Source organism: Bacillus sp. LQ16, assembly GCF_057784645.1.
Genome location: NZ_CM173491.1, coordinates 697,985 through 715,757, shown reverse-complemented (window position 1 = coordinate 715,757; position 17,773 = coordinate 697,985). Strand labels below are relative to the sequence as shown.

Annotated in this window: 16 protein-coding genes; 5 read left to right on the top strand and 11 right to left on the bottom strand. The window is 37.0% G+C overall.

Annotated elements, in window-relative coordinates:
- Positions 1-15 precede the first annotated feature (15 nt).
- The 11 genes from AC3EMB_RS03545 to AC3EMB_RS03495 all read right to left on the bottom strand — a co-directional run bounded on the left by AC3EMB_RS03545 (position 16) and on the right by AC3EMB_RS03495 (position 12,022).
- Positions 16-357, bottom strand: coding sequence for a hypothetical protein (locus AC3EMB_RS03545; protein ID WP_000665760.1), 342 nt, complete (start codon positions 355-357; stop codon positions 16-18).
- Positions 358-674: 317 nt separating this feature from the next.
- A complete protein-coding gene (inhA2, locus tag AC3EMB_RS03540) occupies positions 675-3,074 on the bottom strand; it encodes a M6 family metalloprotease immune inhibitor InhA2 (RefSeq protein WP_488517471.1) in 2,400 nt (799 codons plus the stop codon).
- 381 nt (positions 3,075-3,455) lie between these two features.
- Positions 3,456-4,103: a fructose-6-phosphate aldolase gene (gene fsa / locus AC3EMB_RS03535; RefSeq protein ID WP_000667666.1), complete on the bottom strand. Its 648-nt coding sequence runs from the start codon at positions 4,101-4,103 to the stop codon at positions 3,456-3,458.
- A 34-nt stretch (positions 4,104-4,137) separates the two neighbouring features.
- Complete coding sequence (rbsB, locus tag AC3EMB_RS03530; RefSeq protein WP_000758975.1) at positions 4,138-5,064, bottom strand: ribose ABC transporter substrate-binding protein RbsB; 927 nt, start codon at positions 5,062-5,064, stop codon at positions 4,138-4,140.
- Positions 5,065-5,078: 14 nt separating this feature from the next.
- Positions 5,079-6,014: an ABC transporter permease subunit gene (locus tag AC3EMB_RS03525; RefSeq protein ID WP_001074641.1), complete on the bottom strand. Its 936-nt coding sequence runs from the start codon at positions 6,012-6,014 to the stop codon at positions 5,079-5,081.
- A 2-nt stretch (positions 6,015-6,016) separates the two neighbouring features.
- Entirely contained in the window at positions 6,017-7,501 is a 1,485-nt protein-coding gene (gene rbsA / locus AC3EMB_RS03520; RefSeq protein WP_088022994.1) for a ribose ABC transporter ATP-binding protein RbsA, read from the bottom strand.
- Positions 7,502-7,519: 18 nt separating this feature from the next.
- Positions 7,520-7,915 (bottom strand): D-ribose pyranase, encoded by a 396-nt coding sequence (rbsD, locus tag AC3EMB_RS03515; protein ID WP_000716151.1) that lies wholly within the window; start codon positions 7,913-7,915, stop codon positions 7,520-7,522.
- Positions 7,912-8,808, bottom strand: a complete 897-nt coding sequence (gene rbsK, locus AC3EMB_RS03510) for a ribokinase (RefSeq protein WP_064532053.1) — start codon at positions 8,806-8,808, stop codon at positions 7,912-7,914. The genes rbsD and rbsK overlap by 4 nt, the downstream gene beginning before the upstream one ends.
- A gap of 13 nt (positions 8,809-8,821) precedes the next feature.
- Entirely contained in the window at positions 8,822-9,793 is a 972-nt protein-coding gene (rbsR, locus tag AC3EMB_RS03505) for a ribose operon transcriptional repressor RbsR (protein ID WP_488517470.1), read from the bottom strand.
- 137 nt (positions 9,794-9,930) lie between these two features.
- Positions 9,931-11,544, bottom strand: a complete 1,614-nt coding sequence (locus AC3EMB_RS03500; protein WP_488517469.1) for an MDR family MFS transporter — start codon at positions 11,542-11,544, stop codon at positions 9,931-9,933.
- A 19-nt stretch (positions 11,545-11,563) separates the two neighbouring features.
- Positions 11,564-12,022 carry a MarR family winged helix-turn-helix transcriptional regulator gene (locus AC3EMB_RS03495; RefSeq protein ID WP_001132365.1) on the bottom strand — a complete coding sequence of 153 codons (459 nt, stop codon included), beginning with the start codon at positions 12,020-12,022 and terminating at the stop codon, positions 11,564-11,566.
- 269 nt (positions 12,023-12,291) lie between these two features.
- Between AC3EMB_RS03495 and glpT the strand changes: the two genes are divergently transcribed.
- The 5 genes from glpT to AC3EMB_RS03470 all read left to right on the top strand — a co-directional run bounded on the left by glpT (position 12,292) and on the right by AC3EMB_RS03470 (position 17,762).
- Positions 12,292-13,641 carry a glycerol-3-phosphate transporter gene (glpT, locus tag AC3EMB_RS03490; RefSeq protein WP_000466388.1) on the top strand — a complete coding sequence of 450 codons (1,350 nt, stop codon included), beginning with the start codon at positions 12,292-12,294 and terminating at the stop codon, positions 13,639-13,641.
- A gap of 284 nt (positions 13,642-13,925) precedes the next feature.
- Positions 13,926-14,945 (top strand): ABC transporter ATP-binding protein, encoded by a 1,020-nt coding sequence (locus AC3EMB_RS03485; protein ID WP_488517468.1) that lies wholly within the window; start codon positions 13,926-13,928, stop codon positions 14,943-14,945.
- Complete coding sequence (locus AC3EMB_RS03480; protein ID WP_090978408.1) at positions 14,932-15,858, top strand: ABC transporter ATP-binding protein; 927 nt, start codon at positions 14,932-14,934, stop codon at positions 15,856-15,858. The genes AC3EMB_RS03485 and AC3EMB_RS03480 overlap by 14 nt, the downstream gene beginning before the upstream one ends.
- Positions 15,859-15,872: 14 nt before the next feature.
- A complete protein-coding gene (gene opp4B / locus AC3EMB_RS03475; protein ID WP_064532045.1) occupies positions 15,873-16,838 on the top strand; it encodes an oligopeptide ABC transporter permease in 966 nt (321 codons plus the stop codon).
- Positions 16,839-16,856: 18 nt separating this feature from the next.
- Positions 16,857-17,762 carry an ABC transporter permease gene (locus tag AC3EMB_RS03470; RefSeq protein ID WP_064532043.1) on the top strand — a complete coding sequence of 302 codons (906 nt, stop codon included), beginning with the start codon at positions 16,857-16,859 and terminating at the stop codon, positions 17,760-17,762.
- Positions 17,763-17,773 lie beyond the last annotated feature (11 nt).

Below are 17,773 nucleotides of genomic sequence, written 5' to 3'. Positions count from 1 at the left end.
AATCTCCTATTCAATTTAACTTTTAACTTTCAGCAAACCATATTTAATAAACAATATAGCATTATATTTTTCATAGAAATAATACAATGGATAACAAAATAAAAAGAAAATAAGTACAGTTGGTACATTGTCTACAATAGAAAAATATTTTACTAGTAATTCCTTAATACTCTCTCCAATAATAATAAACAATGGAATTATACAAATCATCGCTAATATTAAACATGGGGTTACCCTTATTTCTTTCAACTTCACCTTACAATGTGGACACCTTAATGAAAAAGGATGCGGGAGATCAATAATATGCTGTACAGTAATATCCCCTTCACACTGTGGACATCCAATTACTTCTTTCATTTATCGCTTACTCCTTTCTATCTATAAAAAGAGCCCTATCGAATAGAACTCTTTTTGCCCAATATATTACTTTTGTGTATAACCAAATAACAATGTAAATAAATTGAGCCGTAAAGGCAATAATACATCTCTTCTTTTAAACAGAAAGTTTATAAATACTGACGATACTTCGACAATTTCCTCGGAAATATTTCCTTTCCTCACATAATTTGATACACTACACATGAATAAACACTTGTATTACATAAACTAAAATAATAACTTACTGTACAAATTAAAAAGCACACTCTTCATATGAAGAATGTGCTTTTATGTTATTAACGTTTAATCCAAACAGCGCCTGCCGATTTATCTTCTGCCTGTCCAACAACTTGGAATTTAAGTCCAAGGTTTGGAACTTTTCTTCCTGCATCTGCAATTTGCTTGTTACTATATACTTTTGAATCATCAAAAGTTGTAACACCTTGTAATCCAGAATAGTTAAACTGACCACGTGTTAATGAATTTACACTCCATGCTGGTGTTTTATCAAATGAAAATGCAGCATCTGCAATTTGCATGCCCGTATTACCGTATGCTGGTTTTCCGTTTAAATTACCAACTAGCGCTTCTGGATGAGAATCTACAACACCAAGGAATCCTTCACCTGGATGCACCCCAACCCAGTTATCTTTGAAACTATCATCTGCATACCAAACGACAAGACCTGTATTATACACTGGACCTTTTCCTGCTTTTAAACCATTATCTGATCCCGCATAGTTTCTCCACTCTAAGTAGTAATAATGAGCTTTCTTCTCTGTCCCATCAGAAACAACAAAACCATTTAAATTCATTTTAGACTGTCCTTCTGCATCATCAGAAAATACAACTTGTCCATCAACAGTTACATTTACATTGTCCATCGCAAAACCTTTATATGTTACAGCTGGATCTGTAATATAGTCTAATTGTAGTTTCACTTTTTTGCCTTTAAATTGACTTAAATCATATGATTTATCAATCCATTTCCCATCTGTTGTATCTTTATCTCCTTGGACTACTTTTTCTCCAAGTCTATCAATTAACGTCTTCGTTCCATCTTCTGTTACTGCATGTACTTCGATGAAATCGCACTCTGCTTCTAACTCATAATTTGCTTTATAATCGAATTTTGCATTTGTTCCTTTTGTTAAATCAAAGAATGGTGTCTCTAACGTTGTATGCATATCATCGCCTCTTGTACTATAATATGCATGCTTTCCAAACTCCGGTTTAATCGTTTCAACACTTTTACCTGGTAAGTTAACACGTACAACGCCTGGACGATTTGATTTCGTAACACTTTGATCAATATAGGTAGGAACTCCCACACCACTCTTAATTTTATCGTAATCTACTTCTAATATTTTTGCCCAGTTGCCACCCATATTCTTTTGTAAGAAGTCTTTATTTTGTGGTGAAAAACTTGTCGGCTCCGTTCCTGCGATTTTTCCTGTCCAACTACCTCCACTCATTAATGACCAAGCTTCGACAGGTGAACCATTTCCAGTATATTTCGTGTCATATTCATCTGGTAATCCAAGATCATGTCCAAATTCATGCGCAAACACACCTACAGCTCCATCTTCTGGTTCAATTGTGTAATCATGTGCTGCTACTTTTCCACCAAAGTAATCTACTTTTGATTTTGTACCTTCAATCGCTACTGGATCTACTGCTAATTTTGAACGATGTGACCAGATCGCATCATCACCTAATTTACCACCACCTGCTTCTTGACCAACACCAGCATGGATTACCATTAAATGATCAATTACACCGTCAGGTTCATTTTGATTCCCATCCCCGTTTGTATCATACCTATCAAACTGATCAAACTGAGATAAATCTAGTCCTTTCTCAGCAGCTGCATGCAAAGCTTCTTTCACTAAATCACGTGCACCTTTCGGACCTTTATTATCATGACCACTGCTACCATCAGCTCCATAATCAGATGCTTTTCCTGGAACTGTTAGCCACTCCGTTACATATCCGTCTGTCGTATAACTACCACCAGACTGCTCTTCATAGTATTGTTTAAACGTTTTTACTTTTGAACCATCAAATAATGTATAAGGCTCCTTACCGAACAACATCTTTTGATAATGTTCTCTACTAAAGTCTTTCGAATACATATAACCTGGTGTTTGATCAATATTATTATGTTTATAATCACTAAATTCAACGAGTAGCACTAATACTTTATCCGATCGAACAGATCCTTTATATGGAGCTTGCTTTGCTTTTGAAGTTGGAACTTGCCCATTTAATTGCTTTTTATTTGGTTCTGGCTTTTGCTCAAGATTAATATTTTTTTCAGTCTTTTTTACATTTTCCTTTTCTTCCATCTTTTTCTCTTTTACTTTTTTTGTGAAATCAGACGTTTCTTGTGAGTGAGCATCTGGAAGAATTTCTTTGTTCGCCTGATCTCCTTGTTTCTTTTCAATATATTGCTCGACAGCCTTTTTCGTCTCTTCTTTAGAAGATGCTGGATTAATTGTTCCTCTTTCTTTCAAAGCTTCCGCTAAACGATCTTCTTGAATTAAATTGTAATCAATTGGCGTTGTAGACACATTCTCTTTCTCTTTTGCTGGCGTTTCTGCATATGCTAACGGCGCACTCATTACAGATGTGCATCCGATAATTGCTGCAATTGCTAATGATGACAACACTTTAAATGGGGCTTTTCTTCTCATTCCATTTCTCTCCTTTTATAAAACTTAAAATTCAGATAAATCGGTGCGTTTTTGTCGAAATCTCTGTTTACTACCCCCCTATATAAAAAGACATAATTCTATAAACATTAAACTTTCTGTTATAGAATCATGCCCTCCAGTTTTCTGGTCAGACCCTCTATCTGTTTATCCCTTGGTTCAACTAATAATCAGTGTGCTGATGAACAAAGCCCCCACTGATTAAAGTTTCACTTTATATCGAAATATGAAAAATAAAGAGTTATGTGATATATATTAAATATCTTATATAAAAAATTTAAAAGACAATATGCAAAATTGCATGAAAATTCTTTTAAATAAAAAAGAATCCTAGTCAATTAAACTAGGATTCTTGATTTTCTATTATTTCTCTTGTGTTTTTTCCCAATCAGCTAAGAATTTCTCAATTCCTTGATCTGTTAATGGGTGCTTCACTAATGAAGCAATTACGTTTGCTGGGATTGTTGCAATATGTGCACCGTTTAATGCTGCATCAGTTACGTGAACGCTGTGACGTACAGATGCTGCAATGATTTCTGTTTCGATGCCATGAATTGCAAAGATTTCTGCGATTTGACGAATTAAATCCATACCGTTATGACCGATATCATCTAAACGACCTAAGAATGGTGAAACATATGTTGCACCAGCGCGAGCTGCAAGTAATGCTTGAACTGCTGAGAATACTAATGTAACGTTTGTACGAATTCCTAAATCTGAGAATGCTTTTACTGCTTTTAAACCTTCTGTTGTCATTGGAACTTTTACAACAACGTTTGGAGCAATCTTCGCTAATTCTTTTCCTTCTTCAATCATTTTATCAGCTTCTAAGCTAATTACTTCTGCACTTACAGGTCCTTCTATAAAGCTGCAAATTTCACGAATACGCTCATGGAAATCTACGCCTTCTTTTGCTACAAGTGATGGGTTTGTCGTTACTCCAGCTACTACGCCTAATGCATTTGCCTCTTTAATTTCGTTAATATTTGCTGTATCAATAAAGAATTTCATTTGTTATTCTTCCTTCCTAATTTTCATTTTATATTTATTTATTTTTCTTAATAAGCTCTAATTCAATCGGAATAGATTTGTCCACTTTTTTACCTTGTGTTATCTCTTTTGCTGTTTGCATCGCCTTCTCTCCGATTAATTCCGGTTTTTGAGCGACTGTTGCAGCCATACGCCCATCGTTAACCGCTTTCACAGCATCTTCTGTTGCATCAAATCCAACAACTACCACATCTGTTTTTCCAGCAGACTTCAATGCTTCAAGTGCACCTAATGCCATCTCGTCGTTATGCGCAAACACGGCTTTAATATCACCATTTGCTTGCAAAATGTTTTCCATAACAGATAATCCTTTCGCTCTATCAAAATCAGCCGCTTGTTTGGCAACTACTTTTAAAGACTTATCGGCTACGTTATGGAATCCTTTCCCACGTTCACGAGCAGCAGAAGATCCAGGGATTCCTTCTAACTCAGCAACGTTTGCTCCTTCGCCGACTAATTCACGAATGTAATCACTAGCCATTTGACCACCTTCGATATTATTAGATGCAATGTGAGAAACAACCTTACCTGAATTCGCAACGCGGTCTACTGTAATAACAGGAACATTTGCTGCATTTGCCGCACTTACCGCTGAAGCAACAGCATCTGAATCGGTCGGATTAATAACAACTACATCGACACCCTTTTGAATTAAATCTTCAACATCGTTCGTTTGCTTCGCTGCATCATTTTGTGCATCAACAGCAATCAATTCGATGCCGCTATCTTTCGCTTTCTTTTCTGCACCCTTTTTCAAAGTTACAAAGAAGGGATTATTTAAAGTTGAAACAGAGAATCCAACTTTAATAGTTTTATTTCGACCTTTATCGCTAGAATCCTTTGCCCATTCTGGTGGTTCCATTGAACAACCAGCAGTAATGACCATAATACATGCAACGAGTATAAGTAACCATTTCTTCATGAACTGTCCCTCCATTACGCTTCTTTTCGGCGATCAATTAATACAGCTAGTAAGATTACAAGTCCTTTTACAACTTGTTGGAAGAAAGAAGATACACCTAATAAATTTAAACCGTTATTTAGTACACCGATAATTAGTACACCGATGAATGTACCAACAATCCATCCTCTTCCCCCAGAAAGACTTGTTCCACCTAATACAACTGCTGCAATTGCATCTAATTCGTAAGAAGTACCTGCAGTCGGCTGTGCAGAATCTAGTCTTGATGTTAAGACAATACCTGCAAGCGCTGCCAAAATTCCGGAAAGACCGTAAATCATTACTTTAATTCTCGTAACATTAATACCTGATAGTGCTGCTGCTTCTTCATTTCCACCAATTGCAAATGTACGACGGCCAAATGTCGTTTTCTTCAAAATGAAGTACAGTACTGCGAAAGCGATCATCATTGTAACAGCTGGTACCGGAATACCAAGAAAATAACCGCGGCCAAACATTTGGAACATTAAATGATCACCAAGACCAGTGATCGGACGTCCGTCCATATAAACAAGCGTCAACCCACGAAAAATAGTCATTGTTGCTAAAGTTGCAATAAATGGAGCTACTTTTCCTTTCGCAATGATGATACCGTTTACAATTCCCATTACAAGACCTGCTAATAGTCCAACTGCCATTGCAAGGAACGGATCCATGCCACTTGCCATCATTCCAGCAACAAGTGCACTTGATAATGCTAAAATAGAACCTACCGATAAGTCAATACCCCCTGTTAAAATTACAAAGGTCATTCCGAATGCAATAAGCGCATTAATCGATACTTGACGCAGTATATTAAATAAATTTGGAATTTCAATGAACGCTGGATTTAAAGCTGTAATTACGACGATAATTAATACTAAACCGATTAAAGAACCGAGTTGTTGTAATACATTCCCCTTCTTAGCCATCCTTACTCTCCCCCTGTAGCTAGTGCCATAATAGACTCTTGTGATGCCTCATCTTTCCCTAAAATGCCGCCGACTTTTCCTTCATGAATAACAAGAACTCGATCACTCATCCCTAAAACTTCCGGAAGCTCAGATGATACCATAATAACGGCATCGCCTTGCTCTGTAAGCTTATTCATGATAGAGTAAATTTCTTTTTTCGCTCCAACATCTACACCTCTTGTTGGCTCATCTAAAATGAGTAATTGCGGATGAATGCCTAGCCATTTTGCGATTACAATCTTTTGCTGATTTCCACCAGAAAGAGATTTCACTGCCTGCTCTCCGCTAGATGCTTTCACATTAAGAAGCTTCATCATATCTTCTGTAAACTGTTGTTCTAGCTCGTTGCTCAGAACACTTCCCTTTGAAAGACTTTCTAAATTCGGTAACGATAAGTTTTCTCGAATTGAGAAATCTAACACTAACCCTTCAGATTTTCTATCTTCTGTAATGAAAGCAATTCTTTGTCTAATTGCATCTATCGGACTATCAATCTTTACTTCTTGTCCATTTATAAAAATTTGTCCAGAATCTAAAGGTTCATAACCAAATATCGCTTTCATAATATCAGTGCGACCAGCCCCCATCAAACCAGCTACACCAAGGATTTCACCTTTCCTCACTTGAAACGAAACATTTTCAAATTTCCCTTTCTTCGTTCCGTTACGCATTTCAAAAATGACATCACCAATTTGACTATTTCGCTCTGGGTAACGTTCACCAATGCTGCGCCCCACCATCATACTCACTACTTCATCAAATGATGTTTCTGGAATTAATCTCTTTCCGACGTATTCTCCATCACGCAAAATCGTAATGGCATCACATATTGAGAAAATCTCTTCCATACGATGCGAAATGTACACGAATGAAACACCTTCTTTACGTAACTTATTGATTACTGTAAAGAGCGTTTCGATTTCACGATCCGTCAGTGCCGCAGTAGGTTCATCCATAATAATAACGCTCGCGTTTGTCATTAACGCTTTCGCAATTTCGATAATTTGCTGTTGTCCAACCGATAGTTCCTCTGCTAACATAGCACCTCTTACATGCAATCCTAGCTCTGCTAGTTGCTGCTGCGCAATCGCGTTCATTTGTCGAGTGCGTAAAATACCTGTTTTCCCATACATTAACTCTTTACCAAGAAACATATTTTCAGCTACTGTTAAATTCGGCAATATATTTAGTTCTTGATGTATAAATGCGATGCCGTACTCTTCAGCTTCTTTCGCATTTTTAAAGGTGCGCTCTTGCCCATCAATCGTGATTGTCCCACCATCTTTTTTGTATACACCTGTTAAAATCTTCATGAGCGTTGATTTACCCGCTCCATTTTCCCCCATCAATGCATGGACTTCTCCTGTTTCAATCATAAACTGTGCATTCTTCAAAACAGGATTGCCATTGAACGCCTTTGAAATGTTTTTCATTTCAATATGCATTCCCATCACTTCCCTTTATTAAAAAATCACGCCTGCATGTAAAATTACATTTGCATAAGGCGTAGCCTCGCCTGTACGAATAATCGCCTTCGCTTTCTTTGTATGCTCTTTAAATTGTTCATGAGATACATACTCAAATGCTGGCTCTATTAATTTTTGCTCAATCTCTTTATTTACTTCCGCATTATTTATAATGACTTCTTCTGCTAACGTCACTTTTTCGATTGCCATATCATCAGCTACAACTTGTAACACCTCTAAAAAACTCGGTTTTCCAATCTCAACAGCTAAATCAATTCGTTTTACTCCATCCGGAATCGGTAACCCGCAATCAGCAATTACAACCGTATCTGTATGCCCAAGTGAAGCAAGGACTGCCGCGATTTCACTGTTTAATACACCATGCTTTTTCATCCAACAATCACCTGCACTTCACGTACTCGATCTCTCGTTGGCATACCGCCCTGTGCTCCAAGTTTCGTTACAGAAAGACCACCGGCAATATTCGCGAAACGAATTGCTTTTTGAAGTGTCTCTCCTTCAGAAAGTGCAACTGCTAACGCACCATTAAATGTATCACCAGCTCCAGTTGTATCCACTACATCAACAGCAATGCTAGGAACATGTACAATCTCCGTGCCATTATGGAAACGAACACCGTTAGAACCTTCTGTCATCAATAATTTATTTGGATACTTCGCCAATAAATCTTCAATTGGTGATGTAAAATCATCTAATACAATGCGGCACTCATGTTCATTTGGCGTAATATAAGTTGCTTTTTCTAAAATTTCTTCTGATAAAACTTGTGCTGGCGCTGGATTCAACATAACAGGAATATTATGTTCCTCACAAATAGCCAATACATATTTTACTGTTTCAAGTGGAATTTCTAGTTGAAGAACAACCATATCCGCTTTTACAAGAAGGTCTTTGGAGCGATCTACAACTGACTTATTTACAAGAGCATTTGCCCCTTGTACGACAACAATACTGTTATCTTCTTCTGCTAAAACGATATGAGCAATTCCTGTCGTTCTATCTGTAACCGGTACCACATAATTGATAAAAATGCGTTCGTTCTCTAAATTTTTTCTAACTACTGTTCCATAATCATCATTTCCTACCGCTCCAACCATTGCTACATTTGCTCCTAACCTAGCTGCAGCAACTGCTTGGTTTGCCCCTTTCCCTCCTGGGATTGTATGAAACGCTTCACCAATTACTGTTTCTCCTGCTTTCGGCCGTTTTTTTGAAACAGCCACTAAGTCCATTGAAATGCTTCCTACTACTGCAATATTTGGCATCTGTTTCATCTCCTTACTTCGTTGTATTTCGTTCTATAATTTCAATCGGCAAACGATAGTGTTTCTCTTCTAATGTATTTCCTTCCATTTGCTCTAACAACAACTCTGTTGCAATTTTCCCCATTTCATATATCGGTTGTGCAACTGTTGTAATAGATGGATACATCATTTCTGTTAAAAAAATTCCATCAAATCCGATAATTTGTAAATCATCTGGAATGGCAATCCCCTTTTGAAGTGCAGCCTTTACAATACCAATCGCAATTAAATCATTCCCAGCAACAATACCATCAATATGCGGGTATTCTTCTAATAATTCCATCGCTACACGCTCACTATTTGCTGGCTCAAACGTACTCTCCGCAATCATATACGAAAGGTTATTTTGCGTAATAACGTCTACAAAACCTTCAAAACGTTCATTTGCAGTACTCACATCACGTGGACCGCGAATATGTGCAATATGTTTACATCCTTTATCTAGTAACAACTTTGTCGCAGCCTGACTTCCTGCATAGTTATCTGCATATACAGTAGGAATACGCTCATTAAACATACGGTCAATCGCAACAACCGGGACAGATAAATTCATGTAATTAACACTATTTTGTGGATTTGTTGCTACAATAAATCCATCTACATTATTTTGTCTAAGTACATCAATGTATTGTTTCTCTTTTTCTAAACTTTCATCAGAGTTACAAAGGACAACTGTGTAACCTTGTTTATGTGCTACATCTTCTACGGCACGTGCAACTTCTGGAAAGAACGGATTCACGATATTTGGAACAACTAAGCCAATTAAACGAGACTTTTTATTATACAGTGAACGCGCTACTGTACTAGGCTTATAATCTAACATCTCAATTGCACGCTCTACCTTTTTTAATGTATCTTCGTGAACATATCCATTTTTATTTAAAACTCTGGAAACGGTCGCAACAGATACTCCCGCTAATTTCGCAACGTCTTTAATCGTACTCATTCTCTTTTCTCCTCATTTCATGTAACCGTTTACAGAAAATAATATAACGTATTTCTAAAAATACGTCAATCATTTCTCACTAAAAAGCTTTTAAGGTTATACTCAAAAAAGCACCGCCATAAGGCGATGCTTCTTCATTACGAGTATGATACAGTTTTTTCTTTTTCTTCAACAGCAGGCTCTTCAGCATCTTTTTTACGATCTGATAGTTTAATTTTTTGTAAGAAAATCGTAAAGATGGCACCTACTACGATAAATACTAATCCTGTTAAGAATACAGTATGAAGCGAGTCTACTAAAGAGTTTTTCAAAATAGGTACAATGCTGTTAGCAAACGCTTCTGGCATTTGTTTTAATGCCTCTGGGCTAAATAGCATCGAATATAAACCTTGTGGATCTGTGTGAATCATATCTTTAAATTTCGTTACCATTTGTCCCGCTTCTTTCGGGAATGTATCTAATACAGGTACTAATTTATTTGTTAACGTTGTACCTGAAGTGTTATTCATAATTGATCCTAAAATTGTAATACCAAATGTTCCACCAATTTGACGGAAGAACTGACTTGATGACGTTACGACACCAAGGTCTTTTTTCGGGAAGCTTTCTTGTAACGCTAATGTTAATGTCGGCATTACAAGACCCATTCCTAAACCGATAACCATCATATAAGAAGTAGCTGTAAGCTTCGTTGTGTGCATATCCATCGTTGTTAATAACCAAAAACCACCGGCCATAATAAGCATACCTACGATAATTTGTGGTTTTACACCAACTTTTAATACAAGTTGCCCACCGATAATACTCATTACAATCATTGTAATCATCATTGGAGTCATAATTGTTCCTGATTCAGCAGCACTTACTCCTACAATACCTTGCATGAAGAATGGTACGAACATAATCGCGCCGAACATTCCAATACTCATAAAGAATCCAATCGCATTCAGTATTGTAAATGTGCGATTTTTAAAGAAATGCATTGGTAAAATCGGCTCTTCAGCTTTCGTTTCAACAATAACAAAGCTAACGATACCAATTACAGCTAGTGCGAATAAACCGATAATTTGCCAAGAATCCCATGCATAATCTTTTCCACCAAACGTTAGCGCAAGTAATAAACTTACAACACCTAGAATCATCGTAAAGATTCCAGCGATATCAATTTTAATTGGTCCTGTTTGTTTATGTGATTTTAATCCCATTGCAATAAAGATTGTTGCTAAAATACCAACCGGTAAGTTAATGTAGAATACCCATCTCCAGTTCACTGCATCTACAATCCAACCACCAACTTGCGGTCCAATTACAGAAGCAAGACCGTATAACGCACCAAAAATACCTTGCCATTTCGCACGTTCTTTTCCCGTGAACATATCTCCAATAATAATCATAGCCATTGGCATCATAATACCGCCACCAAGACCTTGAATACCACGGAAAATAATTAATTCTGTCATACCATTCGCCATACCACATAACGCCGAACCAATCATGAAAATAACTAGCCCTGTTATATATACGTTACGACGACCAAGTAAATCCGCTAATTTACCTGCAATTGGTACAACTGTCGTTGATGTTAACATATAAGCTGTCGTTAACCATGTCATTAAACTTAATCCGCCTAGGTCACCGACGATACGTGGCATTGCTGTACCAACAATTGTTCCATCTAATGCAGCAAATAGCATCGCGATTACTAAACCGATTAACAACAACTTTCTATTTTGATTTTCTTGTTGCTCCATGTAATCTCCTCAATTCCTCTTAGTTATTCTCTTTTTTCTCTTGTGTCCCGCAAATAATGGTTTCTAACTTCTCAAAGAGACGTAATAAATCTTCTCTTTCTTGCAACTCTAAATGTGAAAAGTATTTTGCAATATGCTCGTTGCGAGCTGTCATTGCCTCTTCTACTCTAGCTTTCCCCTTTTTCGTTAACTCGATGATGACAACACGACGGTCATCTTTGTCGTGATAGCGTTCTACAAGTTCTTGATCGATTAGACGATCAATCATCACTGTAATCGCGCTAGGCTTCACATACATCTTTTTTGCTAATGTTGTCGCTCTTGAAGCCCCATAATGATCTAAAATCTTTAAAATATAAAACTGCGGTGGTGTAAGTCCTGTTGCTTGCATTTGTTCTAATAACTCCGTCTGCATTTTCTTTCCAATCGAAAAGGCAAGAGCTTGAATTTTATCGATATGCGTCATATCATTTGGCATGTTATCCACCTCTTATTTAAACAATAAAATATTTAACGTATTTAAATATTAATCCCGCGAACAAAATCCGTCAATACTTTTATTCATAAAAACGTTTACATTTTTGTCACAAAGTTGTATAATTTTCGACGAAGTTAATATTGACAGTCACGGAGAAACGGAGTACACGGCTATGAATCATAAAAAAGGAAACTTTTTTATATTTCATGGCCTTTTTATATTCTCTGTCTTAAAACGCTTCGAATTAATTAGGGGAGGATTTTCATTTTATGTTTTTCACACAATTATTTAAACCTGCGCCCCACGCGGAACGCTTACCAGCTGATCGCGTTGATAGCGAATACCGTAAATTACGTTTACAAGTATTCTTAGGTATCTTCATCGGTTATGCAGGTTACTACTTTGTTCGAAAAAACTTTTCACTAGCAATGCCATACTTAATCGAACAAGGCTTTAGTAAAGGGGAACTTGGGGTTATCCTTTCAGCAGTATCTATCGCTTACGGATTAAGTAAATTCTTGATGGGTATCGTATCCGATCGTTGTAATCCTCGCTACTTTTTAGCAGCTGGGCTATTTTTATCAGGTATCATTAATATTATTTTCGGCTCATTTTCTTTCATTACAACGAGCATTATACTTATGTTTGTACTTCAGTTTTTAAATGGATGGGTACAAGGTATGGGATGGCCTCCTTGTGGTCGTACGATGGTTCACTGGTTCTCTATTAGCGAACGTGGTACAAAAATGTCTATTTGGAACGTCGCTCATAATGTCGGCGGCGCGCTCATGCCTTCTCTTGTAACATTAGGCTTATACTTCTTTGCAAATGACTGGAAAAGTATTTTTTACTTCCCAGGTATTCTTTCAATTTTAGTTGGTATTTATGTATTAATTACGATGAAAGATACGCCTCAATCTTGTGGACTACCTTCTATTGAAGAGCATACTGGAGAATATCCACCAGATGAGAAAATAAAAGATCGCGAACGCGAACTTTCGGCAAAAGAAATTTTATTTAAATACGTACTAAACAATAAGTTTTTATGGTACATCGCTATTGCGAACGTTTTCGTATATTTCGTACGTTACGGCGTTGTAGACTGGGCTCCTACTTATTTAGTAGAAGAAAAAAGCTTTACTCATAGTAGCTCACGTACTGCTTACGCTCTATATGAATGGGCTGGTATTCCAGGTACACTTCTTTGCGGATGGATGAGTGATAAACTATTTAAAGGACGTCGTGCACCTGCTGGTATTTTATTTATGGTTGGTGTATTTATCGCAGTTCTTGTTTACTGGTTAAACCCTCCTGGTAATCCAATGGTTGATAGTATCGCACTTGTCGCAATTGGATTTTTAATTTACGGACCGGTTATGCTAATTGGTCTACACGCTCTAGATTTAGCACCAAAGAAAGCTGCTGGAACTGCAGCAGGCTTAACTGGATTCTTCGGTTACTTAGGCGGAGCTGCTTTCGCTAGTGCCGCTATGGGCTTTATCGTAGATGCATTCGGATGGGATGGCGGATTTATCTTATTACTTGCATCTTGCATACTTGCAATGTTCTTCCTTGCCCTTACTTTAAATACAGGATCAACAAAACAAAAGCAAGCTTAAGTACAAATATTATACTTATCAAAAAAAGAGAGATCATTCTTTCCAGAATGCCTCTCTTTTTTCTACATATAATACTTTTTTCCTACAAAAGATTTATTTCCCTCTCACATATATGTTAACGCTTTCAAATAACTTCACCTACCACTACAACTGCATTCAATTTTTGTATAAAAAGATTTTTGAATATTTTCTCAACTTATACTTGTCAAACATTGTCAATTTATATTAAAATAACAACAACATACAAAATATTTAGTCTTTTCTGAAAAGATGGAGGGATAGCCATGAAGAATCCACTTCTTCGTATTGAAAACTTGCAAACTTCCTTTCGTATACAAGATCAATATCATGCAGCAGTTGATGATGTATCCTTAACTGTTCATGAAAATGAAATTGTTGCTATCGTTGGTGAGTCAGGATGCGGAAAAAGTGCACTTGCCCTTTCCATTATGCGATTGCATAATGAAGCAAATACAAAATTACAAGGGCAGCTTTACTATAGAGATAAGGACTTACTGACTATGTCAGCCTCAGAGATGAATAAAGTGCGCGGATCAAATATGGGAATGATTTTCCAAGAACCCCTTACAGCACTCAACCCTCTTATGACGGTCGGCAAACAAATCGAAGAAAATTTAAATTACCACACAAACCTTTCAAAAACAGAAAAAAAAGAACGCACCTTAGAACTACTCCATCAAGTTGGTATTCCAAAACCAGAACTTACATATAAACAATACCCACACGAATTATCTGGCGGAATGAGACAAAGAATTGTTATCGCAATTGCAATTGCTTGTAAGCCAGGGCTCATTATTGCAGATGAGCCAACAACCGCTCTAGATGTAACAATTCAAGCTCAAATATTAGACTTACTAAAATCCATTCAAGAACAAACAAAAATGGGCATCATCTTAATTACACACGATTTAAGCGTCGTTGCCGAAACCGCCGATCGTATTGTCGTTATGTATGCAGGACAAGTTGTAGAAACAGGAACAGTAGAAGAGATTTTTAATAATCCTCTTCATCCATACACTCGTTCCTTATTAAATTCAATCCCGTCTGCATATGCAGAAAAAGAAAAGTTACACGTGATTCAAGGGGTTGTTCCTTCGTTGGCGAAGATGCCTCGCACGGGTTGCCGTTTCCAAGCTCGAATTCCATGGATTAGACCTGATCACCACGAGGAAAATCCAATTTTGCATGAAGTAAAGCCAGACCATTGGGTACGTTGTACTTGCTACAAGCATTTCAACTTCCAAGATAAGAAAGGAGATGACGTAACTCATGGCACTGCTTAAAGTAGACGATTTAAAAGTACATTTCCCAATTAAAGGTGGTTTCTTCGGACGCACATTAGATTACGTGCGCGCTGTCGATGGCGTAAGTTTTGAATTACAACCGGGTGAAACATACGGAATCGTTGGTGAATCTGGTAGTGGTAAATCAACAACAGGTAAAGCAATTATGCATTTAACGAAAGCGACAAATGGTAGCATTCATTTTAACAATAAAGACTTAACAAAGTTAAGTCGCTCTGAGCTACGTGAACAACGAAAAGATATTCAAATGATTTTCCAAGATCCCTATTCATCATTAAATCCGAAAAAACGTGTTCTCGATATTATTGCTGAACCTCTTCGAAATTTTGAGAAGCTCTCACCTGATGAAGAACGTAGAACCGTTCAAGAGTATCTTAGTATAGTTGGATTAAACCCAGAATCTGTTTATAAATATCCACATGAGTTTTCTGGTGGACAAAGACAGCGAATTGGTATTGCACGGGCACTTACATTAAAACCGAAGCTTATTATCGCGGACGAACCTGTATCTGCACTTGACGTGTCGGTACAAGCTCAAGTTTTAAACTTCTTGCAAGATTTACAAGCTGAACTCGGACTAACATACTTATTTATTAGTCATGATTTAGGCGTAATTCGCCATATGTGTGACCGTATCGGTGTTATGTATCGCGGACGCATCGTTGAAGAAGCAACAAGTGCAGAAATTTATAATAATCCACAACATATTTATACGAAGCGCTTAATATCAGCTATTCCTGATATTCGTCCTGAAAACCGCGAACAACAACGTAAATTACGTCGTGAAGTAAGCGCTGAATACGAAAAATCATACGAAAACTATTTCAACGAAAATGGTCGTGCTTACGATTTAAAAACAATCTCGCCAACACACCGGGTGGCATTACCTTAAGGGAGTGATAAAACATGTGGAAGTTTATATTACGGAGATTTTTAGTGATGATCCCGCAATTATTCGTGTTAAGTATACTTGTCTTTCTACTAGCTAAAGCAATGCCAGGCGATGCCTTAACCGGCAGAGCAATGAATCCAAAAGCGGATCCAAAAGTAATTGAAGAACAACGTGAAAAGCTTGGATTAAATGACCCAGTTACAACACAATATGTTCGCTGGATTAAAAATGCAGTCCAAGGTGACTTCGGTATTTCCTATGCACACAAAATGAAAGTAACCGAGTTAATTGGAGAACGCCTTGGAAATACAGTATCTTTAGCACTTGTTATTCTTATTCTTACTTATTTAATTGCCATACCACTAGGAGTTATAAGTGGGCGGTGGAATGATACATGGGCTGATCGACTCATTACCATTTACAACTATCTAGGTTTTGCTACACCACTATTTATATTTGCACTCGTTATGCTCTTCCTATTCGGATTTAAGTTTGCAATATTCCCAACCGGCGGTAGCGTAGATCCTCAAGTTGCAACAGGAACATTTGCTTACTATTTAAGCAAATTAAATCACATGCTACTACCAGCTTTATCAGGGGCATTAATTGCAACAGTTGGTACTGTTCAATATTTACGAAGCGAAATTATTGATACGAAACATAAAGACTTTGTGCGTACAGTAAGAGCAAAAGGTGTTCCAGAATCAAAAATCTATTCTAGACATATTTTACGAAATTCATTCTTACCAATTGCAGCCTTCTTAGGCTATGAAATTACAGGATTAGTTGGCGGTGCCATCTTCTTAGAAAGTATTTTTAGCTATCCAGGAATTGGACAACTATTTATACAATCTATTTCTCAACGTGATTTTAGTGTAATAACTGCACTCGTTATGTTTACTGGATTTGCAACGTTACTTGGAACTCTCCTTTCAGATATTATTCTAAGCATCGTCGATCCACGTATTCGTATTGATTAATGGAGGTGAAGAAACATTATGTTAGCAAAACCCGAAAAACAAACTGAAGTTATTCATTACGAAAAAAGCCCTTCCGGTTTCTCTATTATGTGGCGAGAACTTCGTAAAGATAAATTAGCAATGTTTTCACTTTTTTTCCTAGCAATTTTATTACTAGCAGTCTACGCAACATCTTTTATTATGAAACAAGAAGATATTGTACGAGTTGATTTATTCGCTATTTATGCTCCTCCCTCTGCTGAACATTGGTTAGGAACAGATTACGGAGGACGCGATATTTTCGGTCAACTTATTATTGGTACACGTAACTCATTTACAATTGGATTAGCAATTACTATTCTTTCTTGTTTAATTGGTCTTTCAATTGGATTAATTGCCGGTTATTTCGGAGGAACTATTGATAATATCATTATGCGCGTTATCGACTTTGTTATGGTTTTACCATTTTTAATGCTTGTAATTGTATTTATTACACTTGTTCCTACGTTCAATATTTTCACTTTCATTTTAATTATGAGCGTGTTCTTATGGACAGGAAAAGCCAGATTAATTCGCTCAAAAGTATTAACTGAAAAAGAACTCGATTATGTCTCTGCATCTAAAACTTTAGGAACACCAAACTGGAAAATCATTCTTTTCCAAGTACTACCTAACTTAAGTTCAATTATCATTGTTAGCATTACATTAAATCTTGCTGGAAACATCGGTATTGAATCTGGTCTAACTTTCTTAGGATTTGGTCTACCAGAAAGTACACCAAGCCTTGGTACACTTGTTAGTTATGCTAGAAATCCAGATGTATTACAAGAGAAATGGTGGATTTGGTTACCCGCATCAATCATGATTTTAACATTGATGCTGTGTATAAATTTTATTGGTCAAGCGCTACGCCGTTCGGCCGACGCAAGACAAAGAAAGGGATAAGGGGTGGAAGA